The 24,862-nt window shown below is 64.5% G+C and carries 25 protein-coding genes; 13 read left to right on the forward strand and 12 right to left on the reverse strand.

Annotated features, from left to right (window positions below; all coding sequences use genetic code 11):
* Window positions 1-5: 5 nt before the first annotated feature.
* The 4 genes from ACSQ3I_RS02000 to ACSQ3I_RS02015 form a co-directional block, all read right to left on the reverse strand.
* On the reverse strand, window positions 6-629 hold the full coding sequence (locus ACSQ3I_RS02000; RefSeq protein ID WP_435995666.1) for a nucleoside triphosphate hydrolase: 624 nt from the start codon (window positions 627-629) through the stop codon (window positions 6-8).
* A complete protein-coding gene (locus ACSQ3I_RS02005; RefSeq protein ID WP_435995667.1) occupies window positions 630-1,412 on the reverse strand; it encodes an ATP-binding cassette domain-containing protein in 783 nt (260 codons plus the stop codon). It abuts the gene before it with no gap.
* Entirely contained in the window at window positions 1,412-2,494 is a 1,083-nt protein-coding gene (locus tag ACSQ3I_RS02010) for an ABC transporter permease (protein ID WP_435995668.1), read from the reverse strand. The genes ACSQ3I_RS02005 and ACSQ3I_RS02010 overlap by 1 nt, the downstream gene beginning before the upstream one ends.
* Window positions 2,495-2,697: 203 nt before the next feature.
* The gene (locus tag ACSQ3I_RS02015) at window positions 2,698-3,723 is read right to left on the reverse strand and encodes a sugar ABC transporter substrate-binding protein (protein WP_435995669.1); all 1,026 of its coding nucleotides are present in this window, start codon (window positions 3,721-3,723) and stop codon (window positions 2,698-2,700) included.
* A gap of 244 nt (window positions 3,724-3,967) precedes the next feature.
* Here ACSQ3I_RS02015 and ACSQ3I_RS02020 point away from each other — a divergent pair, with 244 nt between their 5' ends.
* The 4 genes from ACSQ3I_RS02020 to ACSQ3I_RS02035 all read left to right on the forward strand — a co-directional run bounded on the left by ACSQ3I_RS02020 (window position 3,968) and on the right by ACSQ3I_RS02035 (window position 8,308).
* Entirely contained in the window at window positions 3,968-5,218 is a 1,251-nt protein-coding gene (locus ACSQ3I_RS02020) for an ROK family transcriptional regulator (protein ID WP_435995670.1), read from the forward strand.
* 123 nt (window positions 5,219-5,341) lie between these two features.
* A complete protein-coding gene (locus tag ACSQ3I_RS02025) occupies window positions 5,342-5,569 on the forward strand; it encodes a hypothetical protein (protein WP_435995671.1) in 228 nt (75 codons plus the stop codon).
* A 138-nt stretch (window positions 5,570-5,707) separates the two neighbouring features.
* Window positions 5,708-6,412: a Crp/Fnr family transcriptional regulator gene (locus ACSQ3I_RS02030; protein ID WP_435995672.1), complete on the forward strand. Its 705-nt coding sequence runs from the start codon at window positions 5,708-5,710 to the stop codon at window positions 6,410-6,412.
* A gap of 15 nt (window positions 6,413-6,427) precedes the next feature.
* Window positions 6,428-8,308, forward strand: coding sequence for a CHASE2 domain-containing protein (locus tag ACSQ3I_RS02035; protein ID WP_435995673.1), 1,881 nt, complete (start codon window positions 6,428-6,430; stop codon window positions 8,306-8,308).
* Here ACSQ3I_RS02035 and ACSQ3I_RS02040 read toward each other — a convergent pair whose 3' ends face one another.
* Complete coding sequence (locus tag ACSQ3I_RS02040) at window positions 8,309-8,947, reverse strand: FecR family protein (protein WP_435995674.1); 639 nt, start codon at window positions 8,945-8,947, stop codon at window positions 8,309-8,311.
* A 183-nt stretch (window positions 8,948-9,130) separates the two neighbouring features.
* On the opposite strand from ACSQ3I_RS02040, the gene ACSQ3I_RS02045 reads away from it, so the two are divergent.
* Window positions 9,131-10,069 carry a tetratricopeptide repeat protein gene (locus ACSQ3I_RS02045; RefSeq protein WP_435995675.1) on the forward strand — a complete coding sequence of 313 codons (939 nt, stop codon included), beginning with the start codon at window positions 9,131-9,133 and terminating at the stop codon, window positions 10,067-10,069.
* A 424-nt stretch (window positions 10,070-10,493) separates the two neighbouring features.
* The gene (locus tag ACSQ3I_RS02050) at window positions 10,494-11,081 is read left to right on the forward strand and encodes a hypothetical protein (RefSeq protein WP_435995676.1); all 588 of its coding nucleotides are present in this window, start codon (window positions 10,494-10,496) and stop codon (window positions 11,079-11,081) included.
* A 4-nt stretch (window positions 11,082-11,085) separates the two neighbouring features.
* On the opposite strand, the gene ACSQ3I_RS02055 is transcribed toward ACSQ3I_RS02050, so the two are convergent.
* From ACSQ3I_RS02055 to pxpB, 5 genes are all read right to left on the reverse strand, one after another.
* A complete protein-coding gene (locus ACSQ3I_RS02055; RefSeq protein ID WP_435995677.1) occupies window positions 11,086-11,808 on the reverse strand; it encodes a Crp/Fnr family transcriptional regulator in 723 nt (240 codons plus the stop codon).
* Window positions 11,809-11,906: 98 nt separating this feature from the next.
* Window positions 11,907-12,959, reverse strand: coding sequence for a 4-hydroxyproline epimerase (locus ACSQ3I_RS02060; RefSeq protein ID WP_435995678.1), 1,053 nt, complete (start codon window positions 12,957-12,959; stop codon window positions 11,907-11,909).
* A 64-nt stretch (window positions 12,960-13,023) separates the two neighbouring features.
* A complete protein-coding gene (locus tag ACSQ3I_RS02065) occupies window positions 13,024-14,274 on the reverse strand; it encodes an NAD(P)/FAD-dependent oxidoreductase (RefSeq protein WP_435995679.1) in 1,251 nt (416 codons plus the stop codon).
* Window positions 14,271-15,287: a biotin-dependent carboxyltransferase family protein gene (locus tag ACSQ3I_RS02070; RefSeq protein ID WP_435995680.1), complete on the reverse strand. Its 1,017-nt coding sequence runs from the start codon at window positions 15,285-15,287 to the stop codon at window positions 14,271-14,273. Before ACSQ3I_RS02070 ends, ACSQ3I_RS02065 begins: the two co-directional genes overlap by 4 nt.
* Window positions 15,284-15,970, reverse strand: a complete 687-nt coding sequence (gene pxpB, locus ACSQ3I_RS02075) for a 5-oxoprolinase subunit PxpB (protein WP_435995681.1) — start codon at window positions 15,968-15,970, stop codon at window positions 15,284-15,286. Before pxpB ends, ACSQ3I_RS02070 begins: the two co-directional genes overlap by 4 nt.
* Window positions 15,971-16,104: 134 nt before the next feature.
* Here pxpB and ACSQ3I_RS02080 point away from each other — a divergent pair, with 134 nt between their 5' ends.
* Genes ACSQ3I_RS02080 through ACSQ3I_RS02095 form a run of 4 tightly spaced genes read left to right on the forward strand, consistent with a single transcriptional unit; the run spans window position 16,105 to window position 19,075 of the window.
* The gene (locus tag ACSQ3I_RS02080; RefSeq protein ID WP_435995682.1) at window positions 16,105-16,866 is read left to right on the forward strand and encodes a LamB/YcsF family protein; all 762 of its coding nucleotides are present in this window, start codon (window positions 16,105-16,107) and stop codon (window positions 16,864-16,866) included.
* A gap of 14 nt (window positions 16,867-16,880) precedes the next feature.
* A complete protein-coding gene (accB, locus tag ACSQ3I_RS02085; RefSeq protein WP_435995683.1) occupies window positions 16,881-17,333 on the forward strand; it encodes an acetyl-CoA carboxylase biotin carboxyl carrier protein in 453 nt (150 codons plus the stop codon).
* Between the two features lie 3 nt (window positions 17,334-17,336).
* Window positions 17,337-18,695: an acetyl-CoA carboxylase biotin carboxylase subunit gene (gene accC / locus ACSQ3I_RS02090; protein WP_435995684.1), complete on the forward strand. Its 1,359-nt coding sequence runs from the start codon at window positions 17,337-17,339 to the stop codon at window positions 18,693-18,695.
* Complete coding sequence (locus tag ACSQ3I_RS02095) at window positions 18,692-19,075, forward strand: hypothetical protein (RefSeq protein ID WP_435995685.1); 384 nt, start codon at window positions 18,692-18,694, stop codon at window positions 19,073-19,075. Before accC ends, ACSQ3I_RS02095 begins: the two co-directional genes overlap by 4 nt.
* On the opposite strand, the gene ACSQ3I_RS02100 is transcribed toward ACSQ3I_RS02095, so the two are convergent.
* A complete protein-coding gene (locus ACSQ3I_RS02100) occupies window positions 19,038-20,423 on the reverse strand; it encodes an alpha/beta hydrolase (RefSeq protein WP_435995686.1) in 1,386 nt (461 codons plus the stop codon). The genes ACSQ3I_RS02095 and ACSQ3I_RS02100 overlap by 38 nt on opposite strands.
* Before the next feature lie 223 nt (window positions 20,424-20,646).
* A complete protein-coding gene (locus ACSQ3I_RS02105; protein ID WP_435995687.1) occupies window positions 20,647-20,796 on the reverse strand; it encodes a hypothetical protein in 150 nt (49 codons plus the stop codon).
* Here ACSQ3I_RS02105 and ACSQ3I_RS02110 point away from each other — a divergent pair.
* The 3 genes from ACSQ3I_RS02110 to ACSQ3I_RS02120 are packed head-to-tail and all read left to right on the forward strand — an operon-like array spanning window position 20,795 to window position 24,821.
* A complete protein-coding gene (locus tag ACSQ3I_RS02110; protein WP_435995688.1) occupies window positions 20,795-21,367 on the forward strand; it encodes a GbsR/MarR family transcriptional regulator in 573 nt (190 codons plus the stop codon). The two genes, ACSQ3I_RS02105 and ACSQ3I_RS02110, sit on opposite strands and share 2 nt — an antisense overlap.
* Before the next feature lie 5 nt (window positions 21,368-21,372).
* Complete coding sequence (gene cydD / locus ACSQ3I_RS02115) at window positions 21,373-23,136, forward strand: thiol reductant ABC exporter subunit CydD (RefSeq protein WP_435996257.1); 1,764 nt, start codon at window positions 21,373-21,375, stop codon at window positions 23,134-23,136.
* A complete protein-coding gene (locus ACSQ3I_RS02120) occupies window positions 23,136-24,821 on the forward strand; it encodes an amino acid ABC transporter ATP-binding/permease protein (RefSeq protein ID WP_435995689.1) in 1,686 nt (561 codons plus the stop codon). Before cydD ends, ACSQ3I_RS02120 begins: the two co-directional genes overlap by 1 nt.
* Window positions 24,822-24,862: the final 41 nt, after the last annotated feature.

Raw genomic sequence — 24,862 nt, forward strand, 5'->3', positions numbered from 1 at the left:
GATCGTCAGAATATCTCGATGCGGATATCGGCAGCCCGGGAATTCTCGGTGATGCGTTTGCCGTTCGGCAGGTCGTTACCGTAGAGCTTCCACTGGATGGCCTGTTCGTCCAGCCCGTAGAAGACCCAGCGTTCGCGCAGGCGGCTTTCCAGCACTTCATAAGCAGGACCGACGAAGATCGAAAAATCGAAACGGCCGTCGAGCTTCGACCACGGCGCCTCGTCCAGCAGCAGGTAATTGCCTTCGACAAGCACGAAACGCGTGTCCGGTGAGATGGCACGGGCGGAAGCGATGGCGATCTCGCGCGAGCGATCGAACACCGGCACCAGCACTTCCTCGTCGGCGCGGCGCACCGCTTCCAGGATGTCGAGGAAGGCGCGGACGTCGAACGTATCCGGCGCGCCCTTGCGCGGCAGCAAGCCGCGCGCCTCCAATATGCCGTTGTCCATGTGGAATCCGTCCATCGGCAACACTTCGGCGGTCTCGCCCGTTGCGACGAGCGCTTCGCGCAAGGCATCGGCGAGCGTCGACTTGCCGGCGCCGGGCGGGCCGGCGATGGCGACGATGAAGCGTGGGGCATCGCCCCTGCGGCGGACGATTTCCGCCGCGATCTCTGGTACGGACGTCATTTATGCGGCCATGGCTTCCGGTGGCGGGGCTTTTGCGCCGGTCATGAAGGCGACCGCATCCGACATCGAATAATCCTTCGGATTGATGACGCAAAGCCGCTTGCCGAGGCGATGGATGTGGATGCGGTCGGCGACTTCGAAGACATGCGGCATATTGTGCGAGATCAGCACGATTGGCAGGCCGCGCGAACGCACGTCGAGGATCAGTTCCAGCACCCGCCGGCTTTCCTTGACGCCGAGTGCGGCGGTCGGCTCGTCGAGGATGATCAGCTTCGAGCCAAAGGCGGCGGCACGCGCCACCGCCACGCCCTGGCGCTGGCCGCCGGAGAGCGTTTCCACCGCCTGGTTGATGTTCTGGATGGTCATCAGGCCGAGTTCGGAGAGCTTGTCACGGGCGATCTTTTCCATCGCCGCATGGTCGAGCATGCGAAAAACCTTGCCGAGCGGTCCGGATTTGCGGATCTCGCGGCCGAGAAACATGTTGTCGGCGATGGAGAGTGCCGGCGACAAGGCGAGGTTCTGGTACACCGTCTCGATGCCGGCCTTGCGGGCCTCGATCGGCGAGCGGAAGTTCACCACTTCGCCGTCGAGGCGGATCTCGCCTTCGTCGGGCCGGATGGCGCCGGAGATCGCCTTGATCAGCGAGGATTTTCCGGCACCGTTGTCGCCGATGACGGCGAGGATTTCGCCCTTGTGCAGGTCGAAATCGGCATTGTCGAGGGCGGTCACCCGGCCGTAGCGCTTGACGATGCCGCGGGCGGTGAGAATGGGTTCGGACGCCATCAGCCTGCTACCTTTCTGATCCACTGGTCGATTGCAACGGCGGCGATGATCAGCACACCGATCAAGAGATAGGTCCATTGCGGGTCGGTGCCGATCAGGCGCAGGCCGAGCTGGAAGACACCGACGATCAGCGCCCCGAACAGCATGCCCAGGATCGAGCCGCGCCCGCCGAACAGCGAGATGCCGCCGATCACCACCGCGGTGATGGATTCGATATTGGCGAACTGGCCGGCGGTCGGCGAGACCGAGCCGATGCGGCCGATGAGCGCCCAGCCGGCCAGCGCACAGATGAGGCCGGAGAGCGTGTAGACCGACATCAGCATCTTCTTGACGTTGACGCCGGCGAGCTCGGCCGCATCCGGGTCGTCGCCGACGGCATAGACGTGGCGGCCCCAGGCGGTCTTGTTCAGCACGTACCAGAGACCGATGGACAGGAGCACCATGGCTATGACGCCATAGGTGAAGACGGCGTTGCCGATGCGGATGTTGGCGCCGAAGATCTGCAGGAGCGGCGCGGTGGCGCTGATGTCCTGGGCGCGAATCGTCTCGTTGGCGGAATAGAGGAAGTTGGAGGCGAGCACGATCTGCCACATGCCGAGCGTGACGATGAAGGGTGGCAGCTTCATGCGCGCCACCAGCCAGCCGTTGATGAAGCCGCACAATGCGCCGACGGCAAAGCCGCAGAGGATGGCGATCTCGACGGGCAGGCCGAGACGGAAGACGAACTGGCCCATGACCACCGACGACAGCACCATGATGGCGCCGACGGACAGGTCGATGCCGGCGGTCAGGATCACCAACGTCTGCGCCGCCCCGACGATGCCGGTGATCGCTACCTGCTGCAGGATCAGGGTCAAAGAGAAGGCCGAGAAAAACTTCGTACCGAGGATCGAGCCGAAGATGATGATCGACAGCAGGAGCACGATCAGCGGCACGCCGGCCGGATGCGAATGCAGGAAATGCTGCAATTTCTGGATGGCTGTCTTGTCGTCAGTGTCGAACGATGCGAGTTGCCGCGAACTGTCGCTCAGGACCTTCTCGAACTCCTGGGCTGGCTGCGAAACTGCTGTCGGCTCGCTCATGAAAGCTCCTCCCGCCTCATAAACCGTTGTTTTTATGATGGGCTCCTCTTCCCATCCCTGCCTTATGACAGGACACACCGGTCACGGTGCGCCATGGCAGGAGGGGAAGTCTGCTCACGGTTCAGGCGTTTTGTCAAAATGAAAGGTGGCGGCGAAAGAGGGGGCGGGCAGGCCGCCCCCAGTGAAAAGGCCGCAAGCCGGGTTTAGCCCCAGCACTTGTCCGTGCCGACCTTGGTGTCGATCGATTCGACACCGCTGACCGGTTTGTCGGTCACCAGCGAAACGCCGGTGTCGAAGAAGTCCTTGCCTTCGGTCGGCTTCGGCTTTTCGCCGCTGTCGGCGAACTTCTTGATCGCCTCGACGCCGAGCGCCGCCATCAGCAGCGGATACTGCTGCGACGTTGCGCCGATGATGCCGTCGGCAACGTTCTTGACGCCGGGGCAACCGCCGTCGACCGACACGATCAGCACGTCCTTCTCGCGGCCGACGGCCTTCAGCGCTTCATAGGCGCCGGCAGCAGCCGGTTCGTTGATGGTGTGCACGACGTTGATGGTCGGGTCCTTCTGCAGCAGGTTTTCCATGGCGGTACGGCCGCCTTCTTCGTTGCCGTTGGTGATGTCATGGCCGACGATGCGCGGATCGTCTTCATCACCGATCTTGCTGGCGTCCTTCGGGTCGATGCCGAAGCCGATCATAAAACCCTGGTCGCGCAGCACGTCGACGGTGGGCTGCGACGGGGTGAGGTCGAGGAAAGCAACCTTGGCCTCCTTGGCCTTGTCGCCGAGTGTTGCCGCGGCCCATTGGCCGATCAGCTTGCCGGCGAGCAGGTTGTCGGTGGCAAACGTCGCGTCTGCAGAATTGGCCGGCTCCAGCGGCGTGTCGAGTGCGATGACCAACAGGCCGGCATCGCGGGCCTTCTGCACCTGCGGCACGATGCCCTTGGTGTCCGAAGCCGCGATCAGGATGCCCTTGGCGCCATCAGCGATGCAGGTTTCGATCGCCGCCACCTGGCTTTCGGAATCACCGTCGACCTTGCCGGCATAGGCCTTCAGCGTGACGCCCAGTTCCTGCGCCTTGGCGGTCGCGCCTTCCTTCATCTTCACGAAGAAGGGGTTGGTATCGGTCTTGGTGATCAGGCAGGCGGAAACGTCGGCGGCTTGCGCCGGCGCGACGAAGGCGACGCCCAGAGACAGGGCACCGAAGGCAGCCGAAAACAGCGTTTTTTTCATGAACTCCTCCCAAGAGTTTTTGAGGCCGGCATCCCGGCAAATGTCGTGTCGCACAGCCCGCCGGCAAACTTTCACCGATGGCTTGCCCAGACCTCCTCCGGCCCGCGCTCTGCTCCACGTTGCAATTTAGAGCATTCGAAATCCGGCCTGTCAATAAATAAATCCAATTGAATTATTAATCCATTGTGGCATTCTTCCGGAAAATAATGCACTGGCGGCAAGCCAATGCGGGAGGAAAAAATCCATGTCGTCGCTGGAGGATGGTCTCGCCATGTCCTCGCCGCTGCCGGTGCTCGATCCGACCGGCGGCGCCAACCAGGTGCGGGTGCGCGCCTATAACGAGCGGCTTGTGCTGTCGCTCGTCCGCCGGCACGGCAGCCAGTCGAAGGCGGAGATCGCTAGGCGCACCGGGCTTTCGGCGCAGACGGTGTCGGTGATCATGCGGTCGCTGGAAAAGGACGGGCTTCTGATCCGCGGCGCGCCGGTGCGTGGCCGGGTGGGGCAGCCGTCGATCCCGCTGCACCTCAATCCGGACGCGGTCTATTCCTTCGGCGTCAAGATCGGCCGGCGCAGCGCCGATCTGGTGCTGATGGATTTCGTCGGCCGCATCCGGCTGCAGCTGCACCAGACGTACGCCTATCCGCTGCCGCAGGACATCATGGGTTTCATCACCGCCGGCATCCGCGATCTGGAAAGCCAGATGACCGGCGAGCAGCGCCGGCGGCTGGCCGGCATCGGCATTGCCGCGCCGTTCGAATTGTGGAACTGGGCGGAGGAGGTGGGGGCGCCGGCCGGCGCCATGGACAGCTGGCGGTCCTTCAATCTGCAGGCTTCGGTTTCCGCCGCCATCCCCTATCCGGTCTTCCTGCAGAACGACGCCACCAGCGCCTGCGGTGCGGAACTGGTGTTCGGCGTCGGACCGTCCTATCCGGATTTCATCTATTTCTTCATCGGCTCGTTCATCGGTGGCGGCGTGGTGCTGAATTCGGCGCTGTTTGTCGGGCGCAGCGGCACGGCCGGCTCGGTAGGCTCGCTACCGGTGCGCGGCGGCGACGGCGCGACGAGCCAGTTGCTGGAAGTTGCCTCGATCTTCGTGCTGGAGAACATGCTGCGCCAGCGCGGTCTCGATCCGCAGCCGCTGTGGTATTCGGCCGACGACTGGATCGATTTCGGCGAGCCGCTGGAAACCTGGATCGAGGATGCCGCGACGGCCCTGGCGCAAGCGATCGTTTCCGCCGCCTCGATCATCGATTTTTCCGCCGCCGTCATCGATGGCGGCTTTCCCGCCTGGGTGCGCGCGCGGCTGGTGGCGGCGACCGTCCGGGCGGTCGGGCGCCTCGATCTGCAGGGCGTCATCATGCCGGAATTGCTGGAAGGCGCGGTCGGCGCGCAGGCGCGGGCGATCGGGGGTGCTTGTCTACCGATCTTTGCCCGCTATCTCCTCGATCAGAACGTGCTTTTCAAGGAAATCGAGAGCGGCGGCGAGCCGGGGTGACCGGTCAGGCGGCGATGGTCAGGGGTCGGTTCCCGCGGGAACAGCCGGTTGCCGCTCGAATCTGACAGAGAGGAGCCAGGGCAAAATCTTGCCCTTTGGCCACCGATCGAAGGAAACGGCTTCATGCGCCTGCTGCTGACTGCTGCCATGATTACCGCCGCCGCCCTGGCGCTGACTGCGCCGGATATGCCCGGCCGCCTCTTTCACGCATTGTTCGGTGACGCGCATGACGATATTCGCGTCGATGCCGATGCGAGTTTTCGCGCTCCGACCGCCTGTCAAACGCGCACCCTCGACAGGCCGGAGACGGCAACAGGACCGATGAAAAGCCGCGTGCGCATCTGCAGCTGAGCTGGAGGCCACGCGCGTGGCCAAGGGGCTGTACGCAGACTGCGTATGTTTTTCTGTTGCAACAAGCGATGGACTGGGCAAAAACTTCTTTCTGCACATCCAGTCCTTGCGAATGCGGCAACAGGCGGAAAGAGTCCCATGAGTGAAGTGAACAAGAGTCCCGCCTTCTGGCGTTCCTTCCCGATTTTCGAGGAGTTCGACAAGGAAACGATCGCCGAGATCGCCGCCATCGCCACCTATCGCAAATGGTCGCCCGGCACGGTGATCTTCCAGCGCGGCGACGAAGGCAACTACATGATCGCCATCTTCAGCGGGCGGGTGAAGCTGTCGCTGATCACGCCGCAGGGCAAGGAACTGGCGATCCGCCACATGGAGCCCGGCACCATTCTCGGTGAAATGGCGATCCTCGACGGCGAGCCGCGGTCGGCCGATGCCACGGCAGTGACCGCGACGGAAGGCTATGTGCTCGCCAAGCGCGACCTGCTGCCAATCATCACCGAACGGCCGGAAACCGCCGAAACCGTCATCCGCTTCCTTTGCGCCCGCATCCGCGAAACCACCGAGCGGCTGGAAACCATGGCGCTCTACGATCTCGACTCCCGCGTCGCCCGCTTCTTCCTGGCGACGCTGAAGCAGATCCACGGCATGGAACTGCCCGACCGCGCCAACCTGCAGATGGAACTCAGCCAGACGGAAATCGCCGCCATCGTCGGCTGCAGCCGGCCGAAGATGAACCGGGCAATCGTTTCCCTGGAAGAGGCAGGTGCAATTTCCCGCAAGGACGGCATCATCTCCTGCCATGTCGACCGGCTCATTCGGGTTGCCGAACCTGATGAGGCATAATTTCGCAGCCACACCATGGCGGTAAGTCCCTTTCGCCTCAGACCCCTGCATTTCGGCATCGCCGCGAGCCTGCTGGCGGCGCTTGCGGTGTTCGCCATCCCCCAGGAGACAATGGAGGCGCAGCGCGAACTGTTTTTCGATTCGCTGACCCAGCTGGCGCCGCAGCATGTCTCGCCCGACATCGTTGCCGTTGATATCGACCGCGCCGCCTATCAGGCCGCGCCGAACGCCGACTGGAACCGCAGCGAAACGGCGGCGCTGGTGCGCACGCTTGCCGAGGCCAAGCCGGCGGCCATCGGTTTCGATCTCGTCTTCAGCGGTGACTGCGATCCGGTCAATGCCACGAACCAGGTGCTGGCGGCGGCGATGCGGCAGGCGCCGGTGGTGCTCGGTTTCCTGATCGCCGATATCGCCAAGGATACGCCCCGTCCGCGCCCGCCGCTGGCGATCAGTCGGCCGCTGGCGGTTCCCGACCTCTGGTTCATCGACGGGGCGGAAAGTTCCTGCCCGGTGCTTGCCGAGGCGGCACGCTCCACCGCTGCCAATTTTCTCGTCGGTGACGAGGATTCCAAGGTCCGCCAGGTGCAGGCCTTCTCGATCATCGGCAACGACGCCTATCCGGCGCTGGCGCTCGAAATCTTCCGTCTGGCGCGGCATGTGCGCACGCCGATCCTCGGCGGCGATCCGCCGCGGCTGAAACTCGATGACACGATCATCGATTTCAGCGACGACGGCAGCCTGCGTTTCGTCGCGGCGCAGGAGACGACGATTGCGGGCCGGACGATTTCCGCCGGCGAGATCATTGCCGGAAAGGTGCCTGTGGAGCGGTTTGCCGGCAAGGTGGTGCTGATCGGCTCCAGCCTGCCCAACCTCGGCGGCCTCCGGGCCAGCGCCTCCATGCCACTCGAACCGTCGCTGCAGATCCATGCCGATATCGTCAACGCTTTGATGACCGGCTTCATTCCCAAGCGTGACGACAGCTACGTGCCGTTCGAGGCGCTCGCGACATTGATCTGCGGTCTTGTCATCACGCTGGTGGCGATCCGCCTGCGGCCGGTGACGGCAGCCGCCGTCGGGATCGCCGCCATCGTCGCCGTGCTTGGAGGGACCTTCGCCCTCTACATTGCGACAGCCATCCTCGCCGACGGTTTCAGGCTGACACTGGCGCTCGCCTTCGTGCTGATCGTCACCAGCGTCGCGCAGTTCGCCCATATCCGCCGCGTCGAGGCTCTGGCGCGCCAGCGTTTCGGCCAATACCTGCCGCGCTCGGTGGTGGATCGGTATCTCGACAATCCCGATCTTGCGCGCGTGGCCGGCGAGGAGCGCCAGGTGACGGCGCTGTTTACGGATATCGAGGGGTTTACGTCGCTGACGAAGCGCGTCGGGCCGCACGATCTCGTTTCCATGCTCGATACCTATTATTCCGAGGTCAATGCGCTGGTCGCCGATCATGGCGGCATGGTCGACAAGATCGTCGGCGATGCCGTGCATGCGCTGTTCAATGCGCCGGAGGATCTCGACGATCACGTCAACAGGGCGATCCGCTGCGCCGAAGAAATGCGCCGGCTGACGGAAGAAATGCGCACGCGGCCGCGCTTTCGCGACCATGATTTCGGCCGCACCCGGTTCGGCATCGAGACCGGCATCGCCGTTCTGGGGGAGGTCGGGCACGGCGGCAAGCTGGATTACACCGCCCATGGTGAATCGATCAACCTTGCCGCCCGGCTACAGGATGCCAACAAGTTTCTCGGCACGCAGATCTGCATCGGGCCGCAGGCGGCCGGGCAATCCTCGAGCGAACTGGTCAGCCTCGGCATCCACCAGATCCGCGGGTTCGGCGAGATGGAACTGTTCAGCCCCGAGCCGCCGAAGCGGCTGCCGGCCGCAGAAGCCTGATCAGCGGGCGCCGACCAGCGCATAGGCCTCGCGAATGCGTTCGGCGCCCCAATCGACCGGCTCGCTCGGCTGCGCATCGGCAGAGGCGATTTCCACGCCCTGGCCCTTGCTCACCTCGCGGGTCGCGCCGCCATTGGTGACGGCGACCTTGCCGTGCTCGACGAAGATGGCAAAACGGCCGCGGCTCGGTCCGGCAAAAAACTTCGTGCCGCGCACGCCGATCATGCCGAAGGTGGTGCGCACGCTGACATCGATCTTGGCGAGACCTTCCGGACGATCGAACATCATGGCGCCGGCCCCGAGTTCCAGCGTACCGCCCTGTCCGGCGATAAAACTGTCGATCAGGAGTTCCGTGTCGCCGCCGAGCAGCACCCTCGTGTCGCTGCCGAGTTTCAGGTCGGCAAAACTCTCTGTGGCGGTGACCACGAGATCGTTGTCCATCAGCGGCGCGCCGGCCGCTAGGCGGTCTTCCGCCTTCTCCTGGCGCCTTGTCACCTCGCCGCTCACCTTGACGGTCTCGCCGATGGCGGCGGCAAAAGCCGGCGTCCATGCCGGCAGGATCGCCATGGCGCCGGCGCCGGCCATCAAGGTGCGCCGGGTGATGGTTGCCGCTTTGTGTTGTCCGTTTTCCATGGTCATGATCATCCCCGCCGCTTGTTGTGCGCCACGATACTTCGGCCGTGTCGGAGCGCAAGCTCGAACTGTCGGCACCTTAGCGTGTTCTAAAATATTTTCGCGCTCCGGCCTGTCCCGCAGGGAACAACATCGCACGTTAATACGTTGTTAAATTCGGGCACAGTCAACACAACGGAGAAAAAAGCAATGTCCGCCGGTTCCGCTCATACCGCATCGCATTCGAAGGCTTGCATCTCGCGCGCCGCTGGTGTCGGCGCGGTGTTCGCGGCGGCGTTTGTCGCTTCGATCGGCATGGCGCAGGCGGCTCCCGCAACCAGTCAGGACGACTGCGACCGCCTTGCCGGCAGCCGTTATGACATGAGCCGCAACATCGCGTTCAAACCCGTCGAGGAAGCGGCGCTCAAGAGCGGTGAAGATGCCGTCACCGCCTGCCGCATCGCTTTCTCTGAAACGGGCAATCCGCGCTTTTCGTTCCAGCTTGGCCGCGCGCTCGACAATCGCGGCGATGTCGCCGATGCGATGACGGCCTATGCCGCGGCAGCGGACGACAACTACACCATCGCCAAGGTGCATCTCGGTTTCCTCTACGGTCGCATGGGGGACGTGGCTCAGGAATTCGCGCTGTTCACCCAGGCTGCAACCGACGGCAGTGTGCTGGGGGCCTACAATCTCGCTGTTCTCTACCGGGATGGCGTCGGCACGCAGGTCGATGCGGCGCAGGCCATCCGCTGGTTCGAAGAAGCTTCCAAGGATTATGGCCCGGCGGCCTACAATCTGGGGGTGATCTACGACGAAGGCAATCTGGTGCCGGAAGACAATGCCCGCGCCATCGAGTGGTACAAGGTCGCAGTCGCCAAGGGCCAGGTGGATGCCATGGTCAACCTTGCCCTTATGTACGAAGGCGGCGAAGGCACGCAATCCAACCTGATGGCCGCTGCCGACCTCTATCGTTCCGCTGCCGAGAAGGGCGACCAGTTCGCCGCGCAGAAATTCGAAACGATCGGTGCGATGATTGCGGCGCTGAAGGAACAGCAGCAACAGATGCAGGCAAACAGCGGCGCCAACATGCCGGTGATCGACCCGGAAGCCGTGGGTTCGATCTCGAAGGACGACACGGGTATCTGATCCGTCCCTATCTTGAGACAGAGCAATCGCGGGAGAGGTGTCCCTCTTCCGCGATTTTTTGCGTGACGATTGCTCACGCCTGTAAAGGCTCGGCCTCATCCCGCCTCAGCGCTTGCGGTGATCGGTTATCACCCAAAATTAGACGTTCCTAAGGCGCGCTTACTACGCAGAATTGATTGCAAGATCAAATCATTGCGGGAACAATGCCGCACCATCTACGCAATGGTCGGACACATCGGATTTCGGAAAATTCTTCAGGCTGCGGCGCAACCGCGGCGTTGAAACGTGCGTCCGCATATCGGCTCGGCACCGATGATGCGGCGCCGGAAGTCCGATTTTACGCTGACGGTGATGGGGTGCCGCTCAAGCCGTGCTTGAGCTTGGTTGACGTTTCGAGAGGCCTGCAGGAAACATGAAAGAAACATTGGCGATCAACGAAATACTTGGGTACACGACCACGAGAGCGCGGCGTCGCGCCTTTTTCAATTTCTCCACTCTGGTCTACTGCACGGGGGAAGCGACGTTTTTCCTGTTGGTCAACGAGTTTCGCAAGACCGGCAAGAAGCGGCAGGCGATCTTTCTGAAAGAAGCCTATCTTGAAGAGAAGGATTTTGGCATCGCCGTCAACACGTTCGTTGCGGGCGGACTCAATATCGAGGCGACCGCTTTCGACCGGAAAGCTTTCGGTCAGTCCGTGGTCGATCAGGTGGATAGCGTCGGGCGCAGCAGCATTGCGAAGATCAAGAAGAGCGGCCTGGTCAATTTCATCGGTGGCAAGCTCGGTCGCGACGCGACCGGCATCCACCCCGATATTTTTGACGACCTTCTTGATATTGCGGCGGTGGATCTGAGTGGCAACATGGGTGCCAACCAGCAGGTTTACGGCTCTGCCGGAAAATTCAAGCCCAACGGCTCCTACCAGCCAAATCCGATATTCCAGCAACATCTGCCGGCTTTCAGGACAAAGCTGGAGGCCTTGAAGTTCGATACGGCCGCGCTCGGCATATTCTGACGCGTCAGTTCTGCAATGCCCGCGAGATCCGGCTCGACAACTCGCCCGGGTCCTTGAGGATGATCGCCCGGCTGGTGCGCTCGACGAGGGCTTCACGCATCAGGCGGGCCATTTCGCGCGACACCGTCTCACGGCTGGAGCCGATGTGTTCGGCCAGTTCCGAATGCACGATCGGCGGTGAAATCACCCGTTCGCCGCCACCGTCCATGCGGATGCGGGAAAGCCGCAGCAACGTGTTGTAGAGCCGGTGCTTGGTATCGAGGAAGGACAGTTCCGATACCCGGTCGTTCAGCTGTCGCATGCGCAGCGAAAGAAGCTGCAACACAGCCTTGTTGACCTGCGGCTTGGTGCCGAGAATCTCGTGGAACACGGCCGATGGAATGACGGTGATGACGGAATCGTTGACCGCCGTCAGGCTGGCAGCGCGCGGCATCTCGTCGATGGCGGAAAGCTCGCCCATCAGTTCATGCCGGCGGAAGACGCCGACGATCGCTTCCTTGCCGACGCCAAAGCGCAGGACGGCGCGGACTTCGCCGCTTTGCAGCAGGAAAAGATCGGTCGACTCGTCGGCATAGTCCACAAGGTTTTCACCGGCGCGGAGACAGCGTGTATGGCAACGTTGCGACCAGGCCCGGTCTTCCTCCTCTGAAAGACTGGCAAAGATCGAGGAGACACGAAGGCTGATGGTTTGCTTCCGCAGGGGGAAAAGCAGGATATCGTTCGACACAACAGTTCTCTCGTTCGCTGGTGCCGGCCGTCTCTGCCCTTTCGGGCGAGGCGGTCCGGCTGAAACTCTTAGAACTTATGACGGACGAGGTGCCCGGTTTATTTCGCTGCGTCGCCGATTTCGCCTGCAGACGGTCCCCAGACGTCGGTCAGGGCAAAACCTGCCGCCATCGGATCGAACGGATCGAGCGCTACCTGCGACAGGCCGAAGGTGAAACCGCGGCCGGTGATGGTGGGGATGATCGCCGGCCTGCCGGCCACCGTCGTTTCGGCAGCGAGGCTGACCTCGAACTCCGAACCGATGGTCGAACGCGATTTCAGGATGTCGCCGACCTTGACCTTACCGCGCGCGTGCAAGGTCGCCAGATTGGCGGAACTGCCGGTGCCGCAGGGCGAGCGGTCGACGCGGCCGGGCCACATGGTGGTGCAGGTGCGCACCGCGCCATCCGGATCGACATCGCGGAACATCACGTAGGCGACGCCGGATATTGCCGGGATTTCCGGATGCACCACGGAGATGGTGCGGTTGATCCGCTCCTTGAGCGCCATGCCGGCCTGAACGAGTGCTGCCGCATTGGCCTTCTCTATGGTCAGCCCCACCTGGCCGACATCCACCAGCGCGTAAAAAATGCCGCCGTAACACAGGTCGATGCTGATCCGGCCCCATTCCGGCGTGTCGAGCGCCACGTCGAGCTCGTGGACGAAGGAGGGCACCATGGTCAACCTGACTTTTTCGCAGCGACCGTCGCGGCAGGTGGCGGTCGCCTTCACCAAGCCGGCCGCCGTCTCCAGCGTCACGACCGTTTCCGGCTCCTGCATCTCGACGATGCCCGCTTCCAGCAGCGCCGTGGCGACGCAGATGGAGTTCGAGCCGGAACTCGCATGCGCCTGGTCCGGCTGTAGGATGATGAAGGCCGCGTCGGCATCGGGATGTTTCGGCGGCAGGAGCAGGTTGACGGAGCCGATCGGCGCGCCACGCGGCTCGAGAACGAGGAAGCGCCGGAGTTCGTCGCCCTTCGGATCGTTGTTCAGCCAGTGCAGCTGTTCGGCGACGGTATCTCCCGGAATTTTCGGCACGCCGCCGATTGCGACACGGCCGATTTCACCCTCGGCATGCACGTCCAGCAGCTGGATCGTCCGCTTCCATCTCATTGCTTAAACTCCCGTTCAGCCGCGGCGCCGGGGCCGCCGTTCATGTTGTTGTGTATTGGCCGGCTCAGTATCGATCGATACGGAAGGGCACCATGTCGACGTCGGTTTTCTTGCCGGTCACCATGTCTGCGACCAGCCGCGCCGTCGTCGCCGAATAGGTGAGGCCGAGATGGCCGTGGCCGGTGGCGTACCAGACGCCGGGTAGTTTCGACGAGGCGGAAATGATCGGGATCGTATCGGGCAGCGCCGGGCGGTGCCCCATCCATTCCGTCGTCTCTTCTGCCTTGAGCCCCGGCAATGCCCGCTGGGCGTGGCGCACCAGCACCCGGGGGCGGCGATAATCCGGCGCGGCGTCGAGGCCGGCCAGCTCGACATTGCCGCCGACGCGGATACCGCCCGCCGTCGGCGTCACCATGAAGGCGCGATGCGGCCAGATGATCGCGTAACGCATGGCGATGCCGGGTTTCATGATCTGTGTATGGTAGCCACGCTCGGTTTCGAGCGGGATCGGCTCGCCCAGCGCATCCGCCAGGAAGCGGGTGTGCACGCCGGCAGCCAGCACGGCAGCACCGGCCTCCAGCCGTTCGCCGTTTTCGAGCATGACGACAACGCCGCCGCCCGGCTTCTTCTCGACGGTGCGCACCGCGCCGGACCGGAATTGTGCCCCGAGCGCCTGGGCGGCCTCGGCGGTTTTCACCACCAGCTGGTAAGGATTGCGGATCGATTTGTTGTCCGGCAGAAGCAGCGCCTTGGCGATGCCGGGCGAAAGCGTCGGCTCGTGGTCGCGGATGGCGCTGCCGCTCAGCACCTCATGATCCAGCTTGTAGCGGCGCAGCAGCTCCAGATGGCCGCGGTCGGCTGCAAATTCCGCTTCCGTCTCATAGATCGCCAGGCAGCCCTCATCGGTGATCAGCTCCGGCGCGCCGATCGCCTGCAGCATGGCCTGCATGTCGGCCAGTGCATGCGCCGAAAGGCTCATGCCGGCATCCTCGATCTCGCGCAGCCGCGCCGGCCGTCCGGCGGCGAGGAAGCGCAGGAACCAGGGGATCATTTTTGGCGCGTAGGAGGCGCGCAGCCAGACCGGGCCTTCCGGATCGAGCAGCCAGCGCGGGATGCGTTTCCAGGTCGTCGGTCCGGAACCGGCGGCGAAATCGAGCGCGATGCTTGCCATGTTGCCGAAGGAGGTGCCGCGCCCCGGTTCGCCCTTGTCGATCAGCGTCACCTGCCGCCCGCGGCTCTGCAGCTCCAAAGCGATCGAGGCGCCGACGATACCGGCGCCGACGACGATGACGGAAGTGTTCTGTTCGGGACTCATTCGGCGGTTCCGCTCTTTTTCGGGTGTTTGATGTCCTTGCGGGCAAGTGCTGCAAGGGCTGCGATATCGTCGATCATCGCCCGCCGGCGCCGTAGGGCTTCGATTGCTGCCGGGCGGTCGATCTCGACAAAGCGGATCGCCCGGCCGACCGGCACCTGTGCCAGCCGCCAGAGATCGGCCTCGATGACATTGGCGATCTTCGGATATCCGCCGCAGGTGTTGGCCTCGGCAAGCTGGATGATCGGCTGGCCGGAGGGCGGCACCTGCACGGTGCCCGGCATGATGCCGTGGGAAAACAGTTCAAGCTTTTTCGACAGCGCCAGATGTGGTCCCTGCAGGCGAAAACCCTGGCGATTGGCGTCGTTGGTCAGCTGCCAGGCGCTGGCGAAGAGGGCGTTGCGCGCCTCGTCGGTAAACTCGGCAAATTCCGCGCTCGGCAGAACGCGGACCGTTGTTTCTTGCGCCTCTCCCGTGTCCGCCACTGGTCCGCGGATCTCCGTCGGATCGATGCCGAAACCGGCGGGCAGGTCGGCAAGGCCGCCGCCTGCCGATGGCATGAGCGCCAGCCGGTCGCTGCGTTTCAATCCACGCCCCTCGAAACCGCCCCAGCCGCTTTTCAGGTCGGTGGCCCGCGATCCGAGAACCGGCGGGACGTCGATGCCACCTGCGAGGCAGACCATGGCACGTGCTCCGGATTTTGGCAGGCCGAGTTGCAGCACGTCGCCGGCCGCCGCGCGCATCGCCCACCACGGCGGCAGCGGGCGGTCGTTGAGCCGCGTCGGGCAATCCGCACCCGTCACGGCAAACGTGGTTGCGGTTTCGAACCTCAGGCGGAAGGGGAAAAGCGTCACCTCGATGCCGGCGGCATCCGGCGCGTTGCCGAGCATGCGGTTGCCGATCTCCAGCGCCAGCCCGTCCATGGCGCCCGAGCGGCCGACGCCGGCATCGAGATAACCGAAACGGCCGAGATCCTGCACCGAATTCGCCGCGCCCGTCGACAGGATCTCTATCATGCGACGATCTCCCGGACGGTGAAGCGGATGCGGTCGCCCGGCCGGAAGGCGGCGGGCGGATCCTTCATCGGGTCGAAGAGCGAAAAATCCGTATGGCCGAGAATGTGCCAGCCCGAGGGCGCGGTGAGCGGCATGATGCCCGCCTGCGCGCCGCCGATGATAACCGAGCCTTCCTCCACCTTCATGCGCGGATTGGCCCGGCGCGGCATCGCCAGCCGCGGATCGAGACCGGAGAGGTAGACGAAACCGGGCATGGCGCCGACGGCGGCGACGGAATAGAGCGGCGCGACATGCGCGGCGACCAGCGCCTCGACGCTCATGCCCTTCGCGGCGGCGAAGGCGGTGAGATCCTCGCCTTTCGCCCCGCCATAGGTCACCGGCACGTCGATGGTCCTGCCGCTGACGGCATCGGCAACGATCGTCTGCCAGCAATGCAGGATGGCCTGCTCCAGAGCCTCGGGTGCCAGGCGGAGCGGATCGAAGACGATCATCAGGTTGTTCATGCCGGGCACGGTTTCGTGTACGCCGGCGTGGGTACGAAACTCGGCCGCCACGGCCCAGATCAGGGCCTGCGCATCGTCGTCGAAGGCCTGGCCGGCGCAATCGAGAAGGATGGCGCCAGCGCCCTCCATGCTCAATCTCGGTGTGTTGCGACCTGCCTGCACCGGCGCTTCCTGCCTCACATGTCCCTCGTCGTCTCTCTGATATATCAGTTCACGAAGCTTGCCTATCGATTTTTATCGGCCGGCCCGACGTTGTCAGCGCCCTGCGGATGGTTCTAGGATCATGGCAGCAAAAGAACAGGGATGGAAACACCATGGCGCTCAGCGTCGATCTGAATTCCGACATGGCCGAGGGCTTCGGCGCCTACAAGATGGGCGATGACGCGGCGATGCTGTCCATCGTCTCCTCGGCGAATATCGCCTGCGGCCTGCATGGCGGCGATCCGGAAATCATGGCGACGACGTTCGCGCTTGCCAAGGAGCGGGGCGTCGCCGTCGGCGCCCATCCGGGCTTTCCCGACCTCTGGGGGTTTGGTCGCCGCAACATTCCGTTTTCCGCCGGCGAGATCGAGCGGCTGGTCGCCTATCAGATCGGCGCGGCCCAGGCGCTATCGGCCTATGCCGGCCATCCGATCACCCATGTCAAGGCGCACGGCGCGCTCGGCAACCTGACGCAGCAGGACGAAACCGTCGCCCGCGCCGTCAACAATGCCATCAAGGCGGTCGACCCGACGCTGATCTGCCTGACCATCGCGCTCGGCCACCAGGAGCGCCAGGCGCGCGACATGGGGCTTTCCGTGCGCTCGGAGATCTTTGCCGACCGCGCCTATACCGACGAAGGCCATCTCGTTCACCGCAGCATTGCCGGCGCCGTCATCCATGATGCGGCGGAAGCGGCTGCTCGCACCGCCCGCATGGTCAGGGACGGCGCCATCGAGACGATCACCGGCAAGCGCCTCGAGACACCGATCGAAAGCATCTGCGTCCACAGCGATACGCCGTCTGCCGTCGCCATCGCCCGCACGGTGCGCGACGGGCTGGAAGCCGCCGGCATCACCGTCCGCAATTTCATCTGAGCCGGGTGCCAAGCATGGATCTCATTCTTATCGAAAAACTGATGCGCCTGCTGGAAAACTCCGCGCTCGAAGAACTCGACGTCACGCAGGACGGTGTGCGCATTCGCCTGGCGAAATCGGTTCGCGGCGCCGGGCCTGTCGGCGAGCGAGCCGAAACGCCGGAAATGTCGGCGGAGGCGCAGATTGCCGAAGTGCTGGCGCTGCCGCATGAAAATGCCGGTCGTGAACACAAGGTGGTCGCCGGACTGATCGGCACCTTCTACCGGGCATCGGCCCCCGATGCCGCCGCCTTTGTCGAGGAGGGTGACCGCATCGAGGACGGCCAGACGCTCGGCCTGCTCGAAGCGATGAAGACCTTCAATCCGGTCGAAGCGGATTGCGCCGGTCGCATCACGGCGATCCTGGTGGCAGACGGCGCGTCGGTGGAGGCCGGCACGCCGCTGTTCCTCATCGAAAAAGAGGCCTGAGCCGTGATCCGCCGCGTGCTGATCGCCAATCGCGGCGAAATCGCCCTGCGCATCCAGCGCGCCTGCCGCGACATGGGCCTGGAAACCGTCGCCGTGTTTTCAGAGGCGGATGCCGACCTGCGGCATGTGGCTTTAGCCGACCAGTCCCTCTGCATCGGCCCGCCGCCGGCGGCAAAAAGTTATCTCGACGGCCGTGAGATCCTACTGGCCGCCCGGCTCACCGGTGCCGACGCCGTCCATCCGGGTTATGGCTTCCTCTCCGAAAATGCCGGTTTTGCGGAAATGGTCGAGGCGGCCGGCCTCGTCTTCATCGGCCCGCCTTCCGCTGCGATCCGTACCATGGGCGACAAGGTGGCCGCCAAGCGGGCGATGATTGCCGCCGGCGTGCCTTGCGTTCCCGGTCCCGACAGCGCCCTGCCGGAGGATGCGCAGGCTATCCGTGCCGTTGCGGCCGGCATCGGTTATCCGCTGATCATCAAGGCGGCCGGCGGCGGTGGCGGGCGCGGCATGCGCATCGTCCGTTCCGAAACTGCCCTGGTGGAAGCCGCCGCCATGACCCGCGAAGAGGCAGGCCGCGCCTTCGGCAACCGCGACATCTACATCGAAAAATTCCTGGAATTCCCGCGCCATGTCGAAATCCAGGTGCTGGCCGACGGGCACGGCAACGCCATCCATCTCGGCGAGCGGGATTGCTCCGCCCAGCGTCGCCATCAGAAACTCGTCGAGGAAAGTCCGGCCCCCGGCATCGATCGCAACGTTATCGATGCCATCGGCCGCCGCTGCGCCGAGGCGTGCATCGCCATCGGCTATCGCGGTGCCGGCACTTTCGAGTTCCTCTATGAGAACGGCGCCTTCTATTTCATCGAGATGAACACCCGCGTGCAGGTGGAGCATCCGGTGACGGAAATGGTCACCGGCGTCGATATCGTCCGCGAGCAACTGCGCATCGCCATGGGCAAGCGCCTGTCGCTGGTGCAGGAGGATGTGGCTTTTTCCGGCCACGCCATCGAATGCCGGATCAATGCCGAGGACGCCTTCCGCTTCACGCCGTCGCCGGGGCTTGTCTCGCAGTTCGTGGCACCGGGCGGTCCCGGCATCCGCGTCGACAGCCATCTCTATTCCGGCTACCGCGTGCCGCCGCATTACGACTCGCTGGTGGCAAAGATCATCGCCCATGGCGCGACGCGTGCCGAGGCCATCGCCCGCATGCGCCGGGCGCTGCAGGAGGCCACCATCGATGGCATCCGCACGACGATCCCGCTGCATCTTCGCCTGCTCGACGAGCCGGGCTTTTTCGCCGGCGGCTTCGATATCCACCATCTGGAACGGTTGCTGCAGGGCGGCTGGGGAGGGCAGTCATGAGTGGTAGCGAGGTCGAAACGCTACAAGCGCTGATGCGCCGCCACGGCATCGCCGAGGTCTTGTACGAGGATGCGAAGGGCAGGGTGTCGCTCCCGGTGGGCCGGTCCGCCGCATTGCCGTCTCCGGAGCCCGCGGCACGGATTTCCCGCGCGAAGATACAGGCGCCGCATGCCGGCCTGTTCCGCTTGCGCCACCCGCTCGACGATGCGCCGGCCGCTGCCGCGCCGCGCCCGGTGCGCAAGGGCGATATTGTCGCTTACCTGCAGGTCGGCGCGCTGCTGCGGCCCGTGGTTGCACCGCAGGATGGCCGCATCGGCCAGCCGCTGGTCGCCGAAGGCGCTGTTACCGGCTATTGCAGCCCGCTCTTCGCCTATCTCTGATCGCCGAGCAGTCGCCGCCGATCGCCACGCTGCGCACCTCGGACGATTGCCCGACATCGACCGCCTGTCCGACCGTATCGACCGAGGTCAGCGTATTGCCGACGGAACTGCCGAGCCGTTCCACCTGCCGGCCGTAGTTGCGGCGCGTCCGCGGGTCGAAGACGGCAATCGGCGTGCTGACGGCGACGCTGGCCGCATTGCCGACCGTCTGCGCCGCCCCCAGCGCCACCGAACCGACAGCCTCGCCGAGACCGACTTCGCTGTCGGTGATCGTCTGGCCGGCGACGAGGCGCTGGCCGATCAACTGTACGACCTCGGGGCTTTCGGCAAATTTGCCATGGTTGAGGCTGTCACCGGTCTTGAGCTTGGTCAGGTCAATGACGGTGATGCCCGCTTGCTCCAGCGCCGAACGGTAGGGCTCCTGCGACGGATCGATCTGGCCGAGCCGGTCGACATTGCCGGAAATGCGCCGCGATACGATCAGCGCCCGGTCGTCCTGCGAGACGAACAGGGTGAAATGTGGTCCCTGCTTGCCCAGGCTCGCCATCTGTTGGCCGAAGACGTCGACGTCGAGGTCGGGCGAGGCAAGGATGACGTTGTTGATCTTGGCCGGCACGCGCCCGTCGCGGATCGCCATCTGGCGCAAGGCCTCGACGGCAAGCCAGGTGCCCATCGAATGGGCCATGACCGTGACCTCGCCGACGGATTTGTCGTCGGCCAGTCGCTGCAGCAGCTCTTCCAGCGCGTCGCGGGAATAGTTGGTGCTTTCCTTGTCATAGTTATAGTCGAAGATGCTGGCGCGCGACGGCCAGGTGAAGACGACCGGCGTCACGTCCGCATTTGAATCGTGGACGATCTGGGTGAAGCGATAGACGGCGTCTTCGTATCGGTTGTTGAAGCCGTGGACGAACACCATGACACGACGATTGGGCTTCAGGTTGCGATGCACCCAGGCGGAGCTTTCGGCAGCACTTTCGATCGGCTCGACCGAAACGGTGGTGAAGTCGCGCAGCGGATCGCCCGGCAGTTTTTCCGGCCACTGCACCTGGCCGATCTTGCGGTTGACCTCGGGCGGAATGGAAACTTTTACCGCGTCGATGCGCAGGCCGGTGCCGCGTTCGCCGGTGAACAGGATCGCCGAGTCCTCTGAGGGCGCGCGCGTCGTGGCGATGAGAAGATCGACGGCGGTGGTGCCGGGCAGTTGCTGGCCGGTCGGCTGCATGACGCCGATCGGCCGTCCGCCGCAGCCCGACAGCACCAGCAGGGCACCGACGACGAAGACGGCGCCGCAAAGCCGGGCCAAATCTCCTTGAAAAGCGCCGAAACGCCCGGCGACGATGTTTTGCATCAAACGCATTACCCCTGTGAACGGGACGCCCGCCCGGCAAGTCATATAGGCGGACGGTCGAATTTTCTAGAGGCGGCGCGCAACATCAACAAAGCTGCGGAACTTGACATGCATCAAGGTCCGCGCCGCCGGGCCAAGGCACAGATGCGTAAGGAAACCGGACGATACCCTGGTGCCGTGCGCCATGGACCATCGATGTAGCGCTTTATGCCTGCTGCATAATTTAATCCTCGATCCCCTTGCGGTTTAAGGAATGCTGTAGCGGCAGGGGCGGCACACTTTGACGCAGCGGAAAATGCAAATTGCAAAGTTCTGGTTCATGGATTACAAGAATTTCAGAAATTTCTGAAAATTCAGACGAAATGAAAATCATGAATCTCCCTCCTCTCGTCCAGGCCTTCGTGTTGCATTTCGGCGAAATGGGCAGCCGATGGGGTATCAACCGCACCGTCGGCCAGATCTATGCGCTGCTTTACGTCTCTCCCGAGCCGCTCTGCGCCGAAGAGATCACCGATGCGCTCGACATCTCCCGCTCCAATGTTTCGATGAGCCTCAAGGAATTGCAGGCGTGGAACCTGGTGCTGCTGCGTCATCGACCGGGCGATCGCCGCGATTTCTACACCACGCCGGACGATGTCTGGCAGATCCTGCGGACGCTGGCCGAAGAGCGGAAGAAACGCGAAGTCGATCCGACGCTTTCCGTACTCCGCGAAATCCTGATGCAGAAACCGGCCAGCGAGGCGGAGCGCCATGCGCAGCAGCGGATGGGGGAGATGCATGTGCTTATCGACCAGCTGACCACCTGGTACGACGACGTCAAGCAGCTCGAGACCAAGCGGCTGGCCATGTTGCTGTCGCTCGGCGCCAAGGTCACGAAACTTCTGGATACCAAGGATAAGATCGTCTCGCTGGGGCGTGTGCGCCGCGCGCCGGAAAAGGAATGACCGCCATGGACCAGAGCGCCAGATTGCCCGCAGATCTCGACGATATTGCCGACAACGCCCAGCCGCGGGTGCGTGACGCAATTGCCCCTCCCAGCGGCAAGTCATCGCGAAAGGCGAGGAAGGCGGCAGGGCCGCAGTCCCGCCGGCCGGCCTGGCTGCAGGTCGCCGCGGCATTGCTCTGGTTGCCGCAGGCGGCAGCCATCAGTTATGCGATTGGCGGCATTGCCGAAAACGGCAGTCTGCAGGATGTTTTCGCACCGGTGGCGATTGTCGTCGGTGTCGGCTGTCTCAAGGCGCTGCTAGAGGCGTTTGGCGCACGGCTGGCCTTTCTGGATGCGCGGTCCATCCTGTCGAAGAAGCGTGCCGATGCGCTGCAAAGCCTTGCCGCCCGTTCGCCGCTCGACAGGGCGGCGCCGGCTTCCGGCCTTGCGGCCAGCGTCGTTGCCGAGCAGGCGGACATGATCGTGCCCTATCTGGCGCGGTTCCAGCCGGCGCGGCTGAAATCCACCGTCGTGCCGCTGGCGATCGTTGCGGCCGTGCTGCCGTTCTCGTGGATGGCGGCACTCGTCTTGTTCATTTCCGGCCCGCTGATCCCGATTTTCATGGCGCTGATCGGCTGGCGCGCCCAGGCGGCCAGTGAAAAACAACTGGTCAAGACCGGCAGCCTGAACGCCTTCCTCCTCGACCGCCTGCGCGGTCTTGCCACCATCCGCGCGCTCGGCGCCGTCGATCGCACCGCGATCCGGCTGGCCGAGGAGGCGGATTCGTTGCGCCGGCGCACCATGGCGGTGCTGCGTATCGCCTTCCTGTCGTCGGCGGTGCTGGAACTGTTTGCCGCCCTCGGCGTGGCGCTGATGGCGGTCTATGTCGGTTTCCATCTGCTCGGGCACCTTGATATCGGCGCCTGGGGCGGGCAACTGTCGCTGGCCGAAGGCCTGTTCATCCTGCTGCTCGCCCCCGCCTTCTTCGAGCCGCTGCGCGAACTTGCTGCCGTCTGGCATGATCGCGCCGCCGGCGAAGCGGCGCTGAAAGCCCTCGATGAACTCGCCGTCAAGGGCAGTGCGCTCCTGGGAAGCGATGCCGCGGCGACGCTTCCCGCCATCTGTCGTCCGGCCCCTGCGGTTCGCATCGAGGCCTTGAGCTTCACCCATGTTGGCCGCACCGAACCAGTGTTGCAGGCCGTCTCGCTTGCGATTGCGGCCGGCGAACGGGTGGCGCTGCTCGGGCCGAGCGGCTGCGGCAAGTCGACCCTGATCGCCCTGATCGCCGGCCTAGCGGCGGCCGATAGCGGCCGCATCACCATTGGCGGCACCGAACTCACGGCAAAGACGGCGGATCGTTTGCGCCACGGCATCGCCTTCGTCGGCCAGAAGCCGCATATCTTCGCCGGCAGCGTCGATGCCAATATCAGGCTCGGCCGGCCGGGGGTCGATGGAGCCTGTCTCGAAAAAGCGATGCGGACGGTGTCCTTCGAGGAGATCGCCCGTCATCACGGCCCGTCGCCACTCGGCGAAAACGGCGTCGGCCTCTCGGGTGGCGAAGTGTTGCGTCTGGCGCTCGCCCGCGCCGCCGCCGGCCAGGATGCCGGCCTCGTGCTGGCCGACGAACCCACCGCCCATCTCGACCGGCAGACGGCTGCTGAGATCGTCGAGGGCCTTCTGGCGTTGTCGGTAGGCCGCACCCTGATCGTCGCCACCCATGATCCGCTGCTTGCAGCGCGCATGGACAGGATCGTCGATCTTTCCTCATGGCAGAAAGAGGCCGTCTGATGCTTCGTCTTGGCGATCTTTACCCCGTGCTTTCGCTGTTCCTGCGTGTGCAGCGCCGCGGCCTCCTGCTCGGTGCCGTGCTGGCGGCAGGCACGATGCTTGCCGGCCTCGCCCTGCTCGGGCTCTCCGGCTGGTTCGTCACGGCAACGGCGCTGGCGGGTCTTTCTGCCGGTTCAGCGCTGGCCTTCGACGTCTTCGCGCCGTCCGCCGGCATCCGCTTCTTCGCCATCGCCCGCACCGCCGGGCGTTACGGCGAACGGCTCGTCACCCATGATGCGACGCTGAAAATCCTCGCCACTTTGCGGGAGAAGCTGTTCCGTGGCTGGTCGGCGCCGGGTGCCGCCCGCGACCTCGTCAAGCGGCCGGCCCGGCTGCTTTTCCGCCTGACGGCGGATATCGATGCGCTCGACAGCCTCTATCTGCGTGTGCTCGTCCCCGGCTTGGTGGCTTTCTGTGCGGCGCTGACGGCCGGCATCGCCCTCGGTTTCCTCAGCCTGCCGCTCGGTCTTGCCGTCGGTCTGCTGCTGCTGGTCGCCGGAAGCGCAATCCTCTTCGTTGCGGCCGGAAGAGCATTGCGGCCGGCCGGCCGGCGCTTGATTGCGCTGGAGGCGCTGCGTTCGCGCACCATCGACATGGTCTCGGGGCGCACCGATCTCGTCATGGCCGGTCGGCTTGCCGCCGCACGCGCGGCAGCCGTCCATGCCGACGAACGTCTGGCCAAGGCGGAGGACCGCCTGAACCGGATCGAAACCGGCACGATGGCGACACTCGGCATGCTCGGCGCCTGTCTGACCGGCGGTGTCCTGCTGGCGGTTGCCGCACTCGCCGAAGCGGGCGCGATCACCGCTCCCGTTGCCGCTTTCGGCGTGCTTTTGACGCTCGCTGCCATCGAACCCTTTGCCGGCCTGCGTCGCGGGGCCTTGGAGCTCGGCCGCAGTCTTCTGGCCGCCCGGCGGATCGCGCCGCGGCTCCAGGCTGCAGCCGATGTACCGTCGCCGCAACAGCCGGCCGCCGGCGAAGCCTTGCGCTTCGATGCCGTGACGGCTGCCCATCCCGGTGCGCCGCGTCCGGTTTTCCGCGATCTTTCGCTTGCCGTCGAGCGCGGCGAATGTCTTGCCATCATCGGCGCGAGCGGCAGCGGCAAGACGACTCTGCTCGGTCTTGCCGCGGGCGAGATCCCCGCCTTGCAGGGCGCCATCGCAAGCCTGCCGGCGACGTTGATGACCCAACGCACCGAACTGTTCGAGGATACGCTGCGCGACAACCTGAAGCTCGCCGATCCCGACGCCAACGATGGCAGGCTGTGGCAAGCACTGGCCGATGCCGGCCTGAAGAACGATATCGTCGCGCTTGGCGGCCTCGACATTTCTCTTGGCGAGGGCGGTTTGGGCCTGTCTGGCGGACAATCGCGACGCCTGGCCCTGGCGCGGCTTTTCCTGCGCGATACGCCGCTCTGGCTGCTGGATGAACCGACCGACGGGCTGGACGGGCCGACGGCCTGCGACGTGCTCGCCCGCCTCAAGGCACGCGCCGCAGGCAAGACCGCGGTCATCGCCACGCATCTGCGCCGGGAGGCGGCCATCGCCGATCGCATCGTCCATATCGACCGTGGACGGATCATCGAAATTTCGCGCCGTGGAGAGGCGGCGTTCGAAATGGCGCTCGAAGGCCTGCGGCCGGACTGAGCGCGCACGCTTGCCCGCGTCGCTGTCCGGCGTTGCGGAAC

It is taken from the genome of Rhizobium sp. LjRoot30, assembly GCF_964253915.1.
Lineage (GTDB): Bacteria > Pseudomonadota > Alphaproteobacteria > Rhizobiales > Rhizobiaceae > Metarhizobium.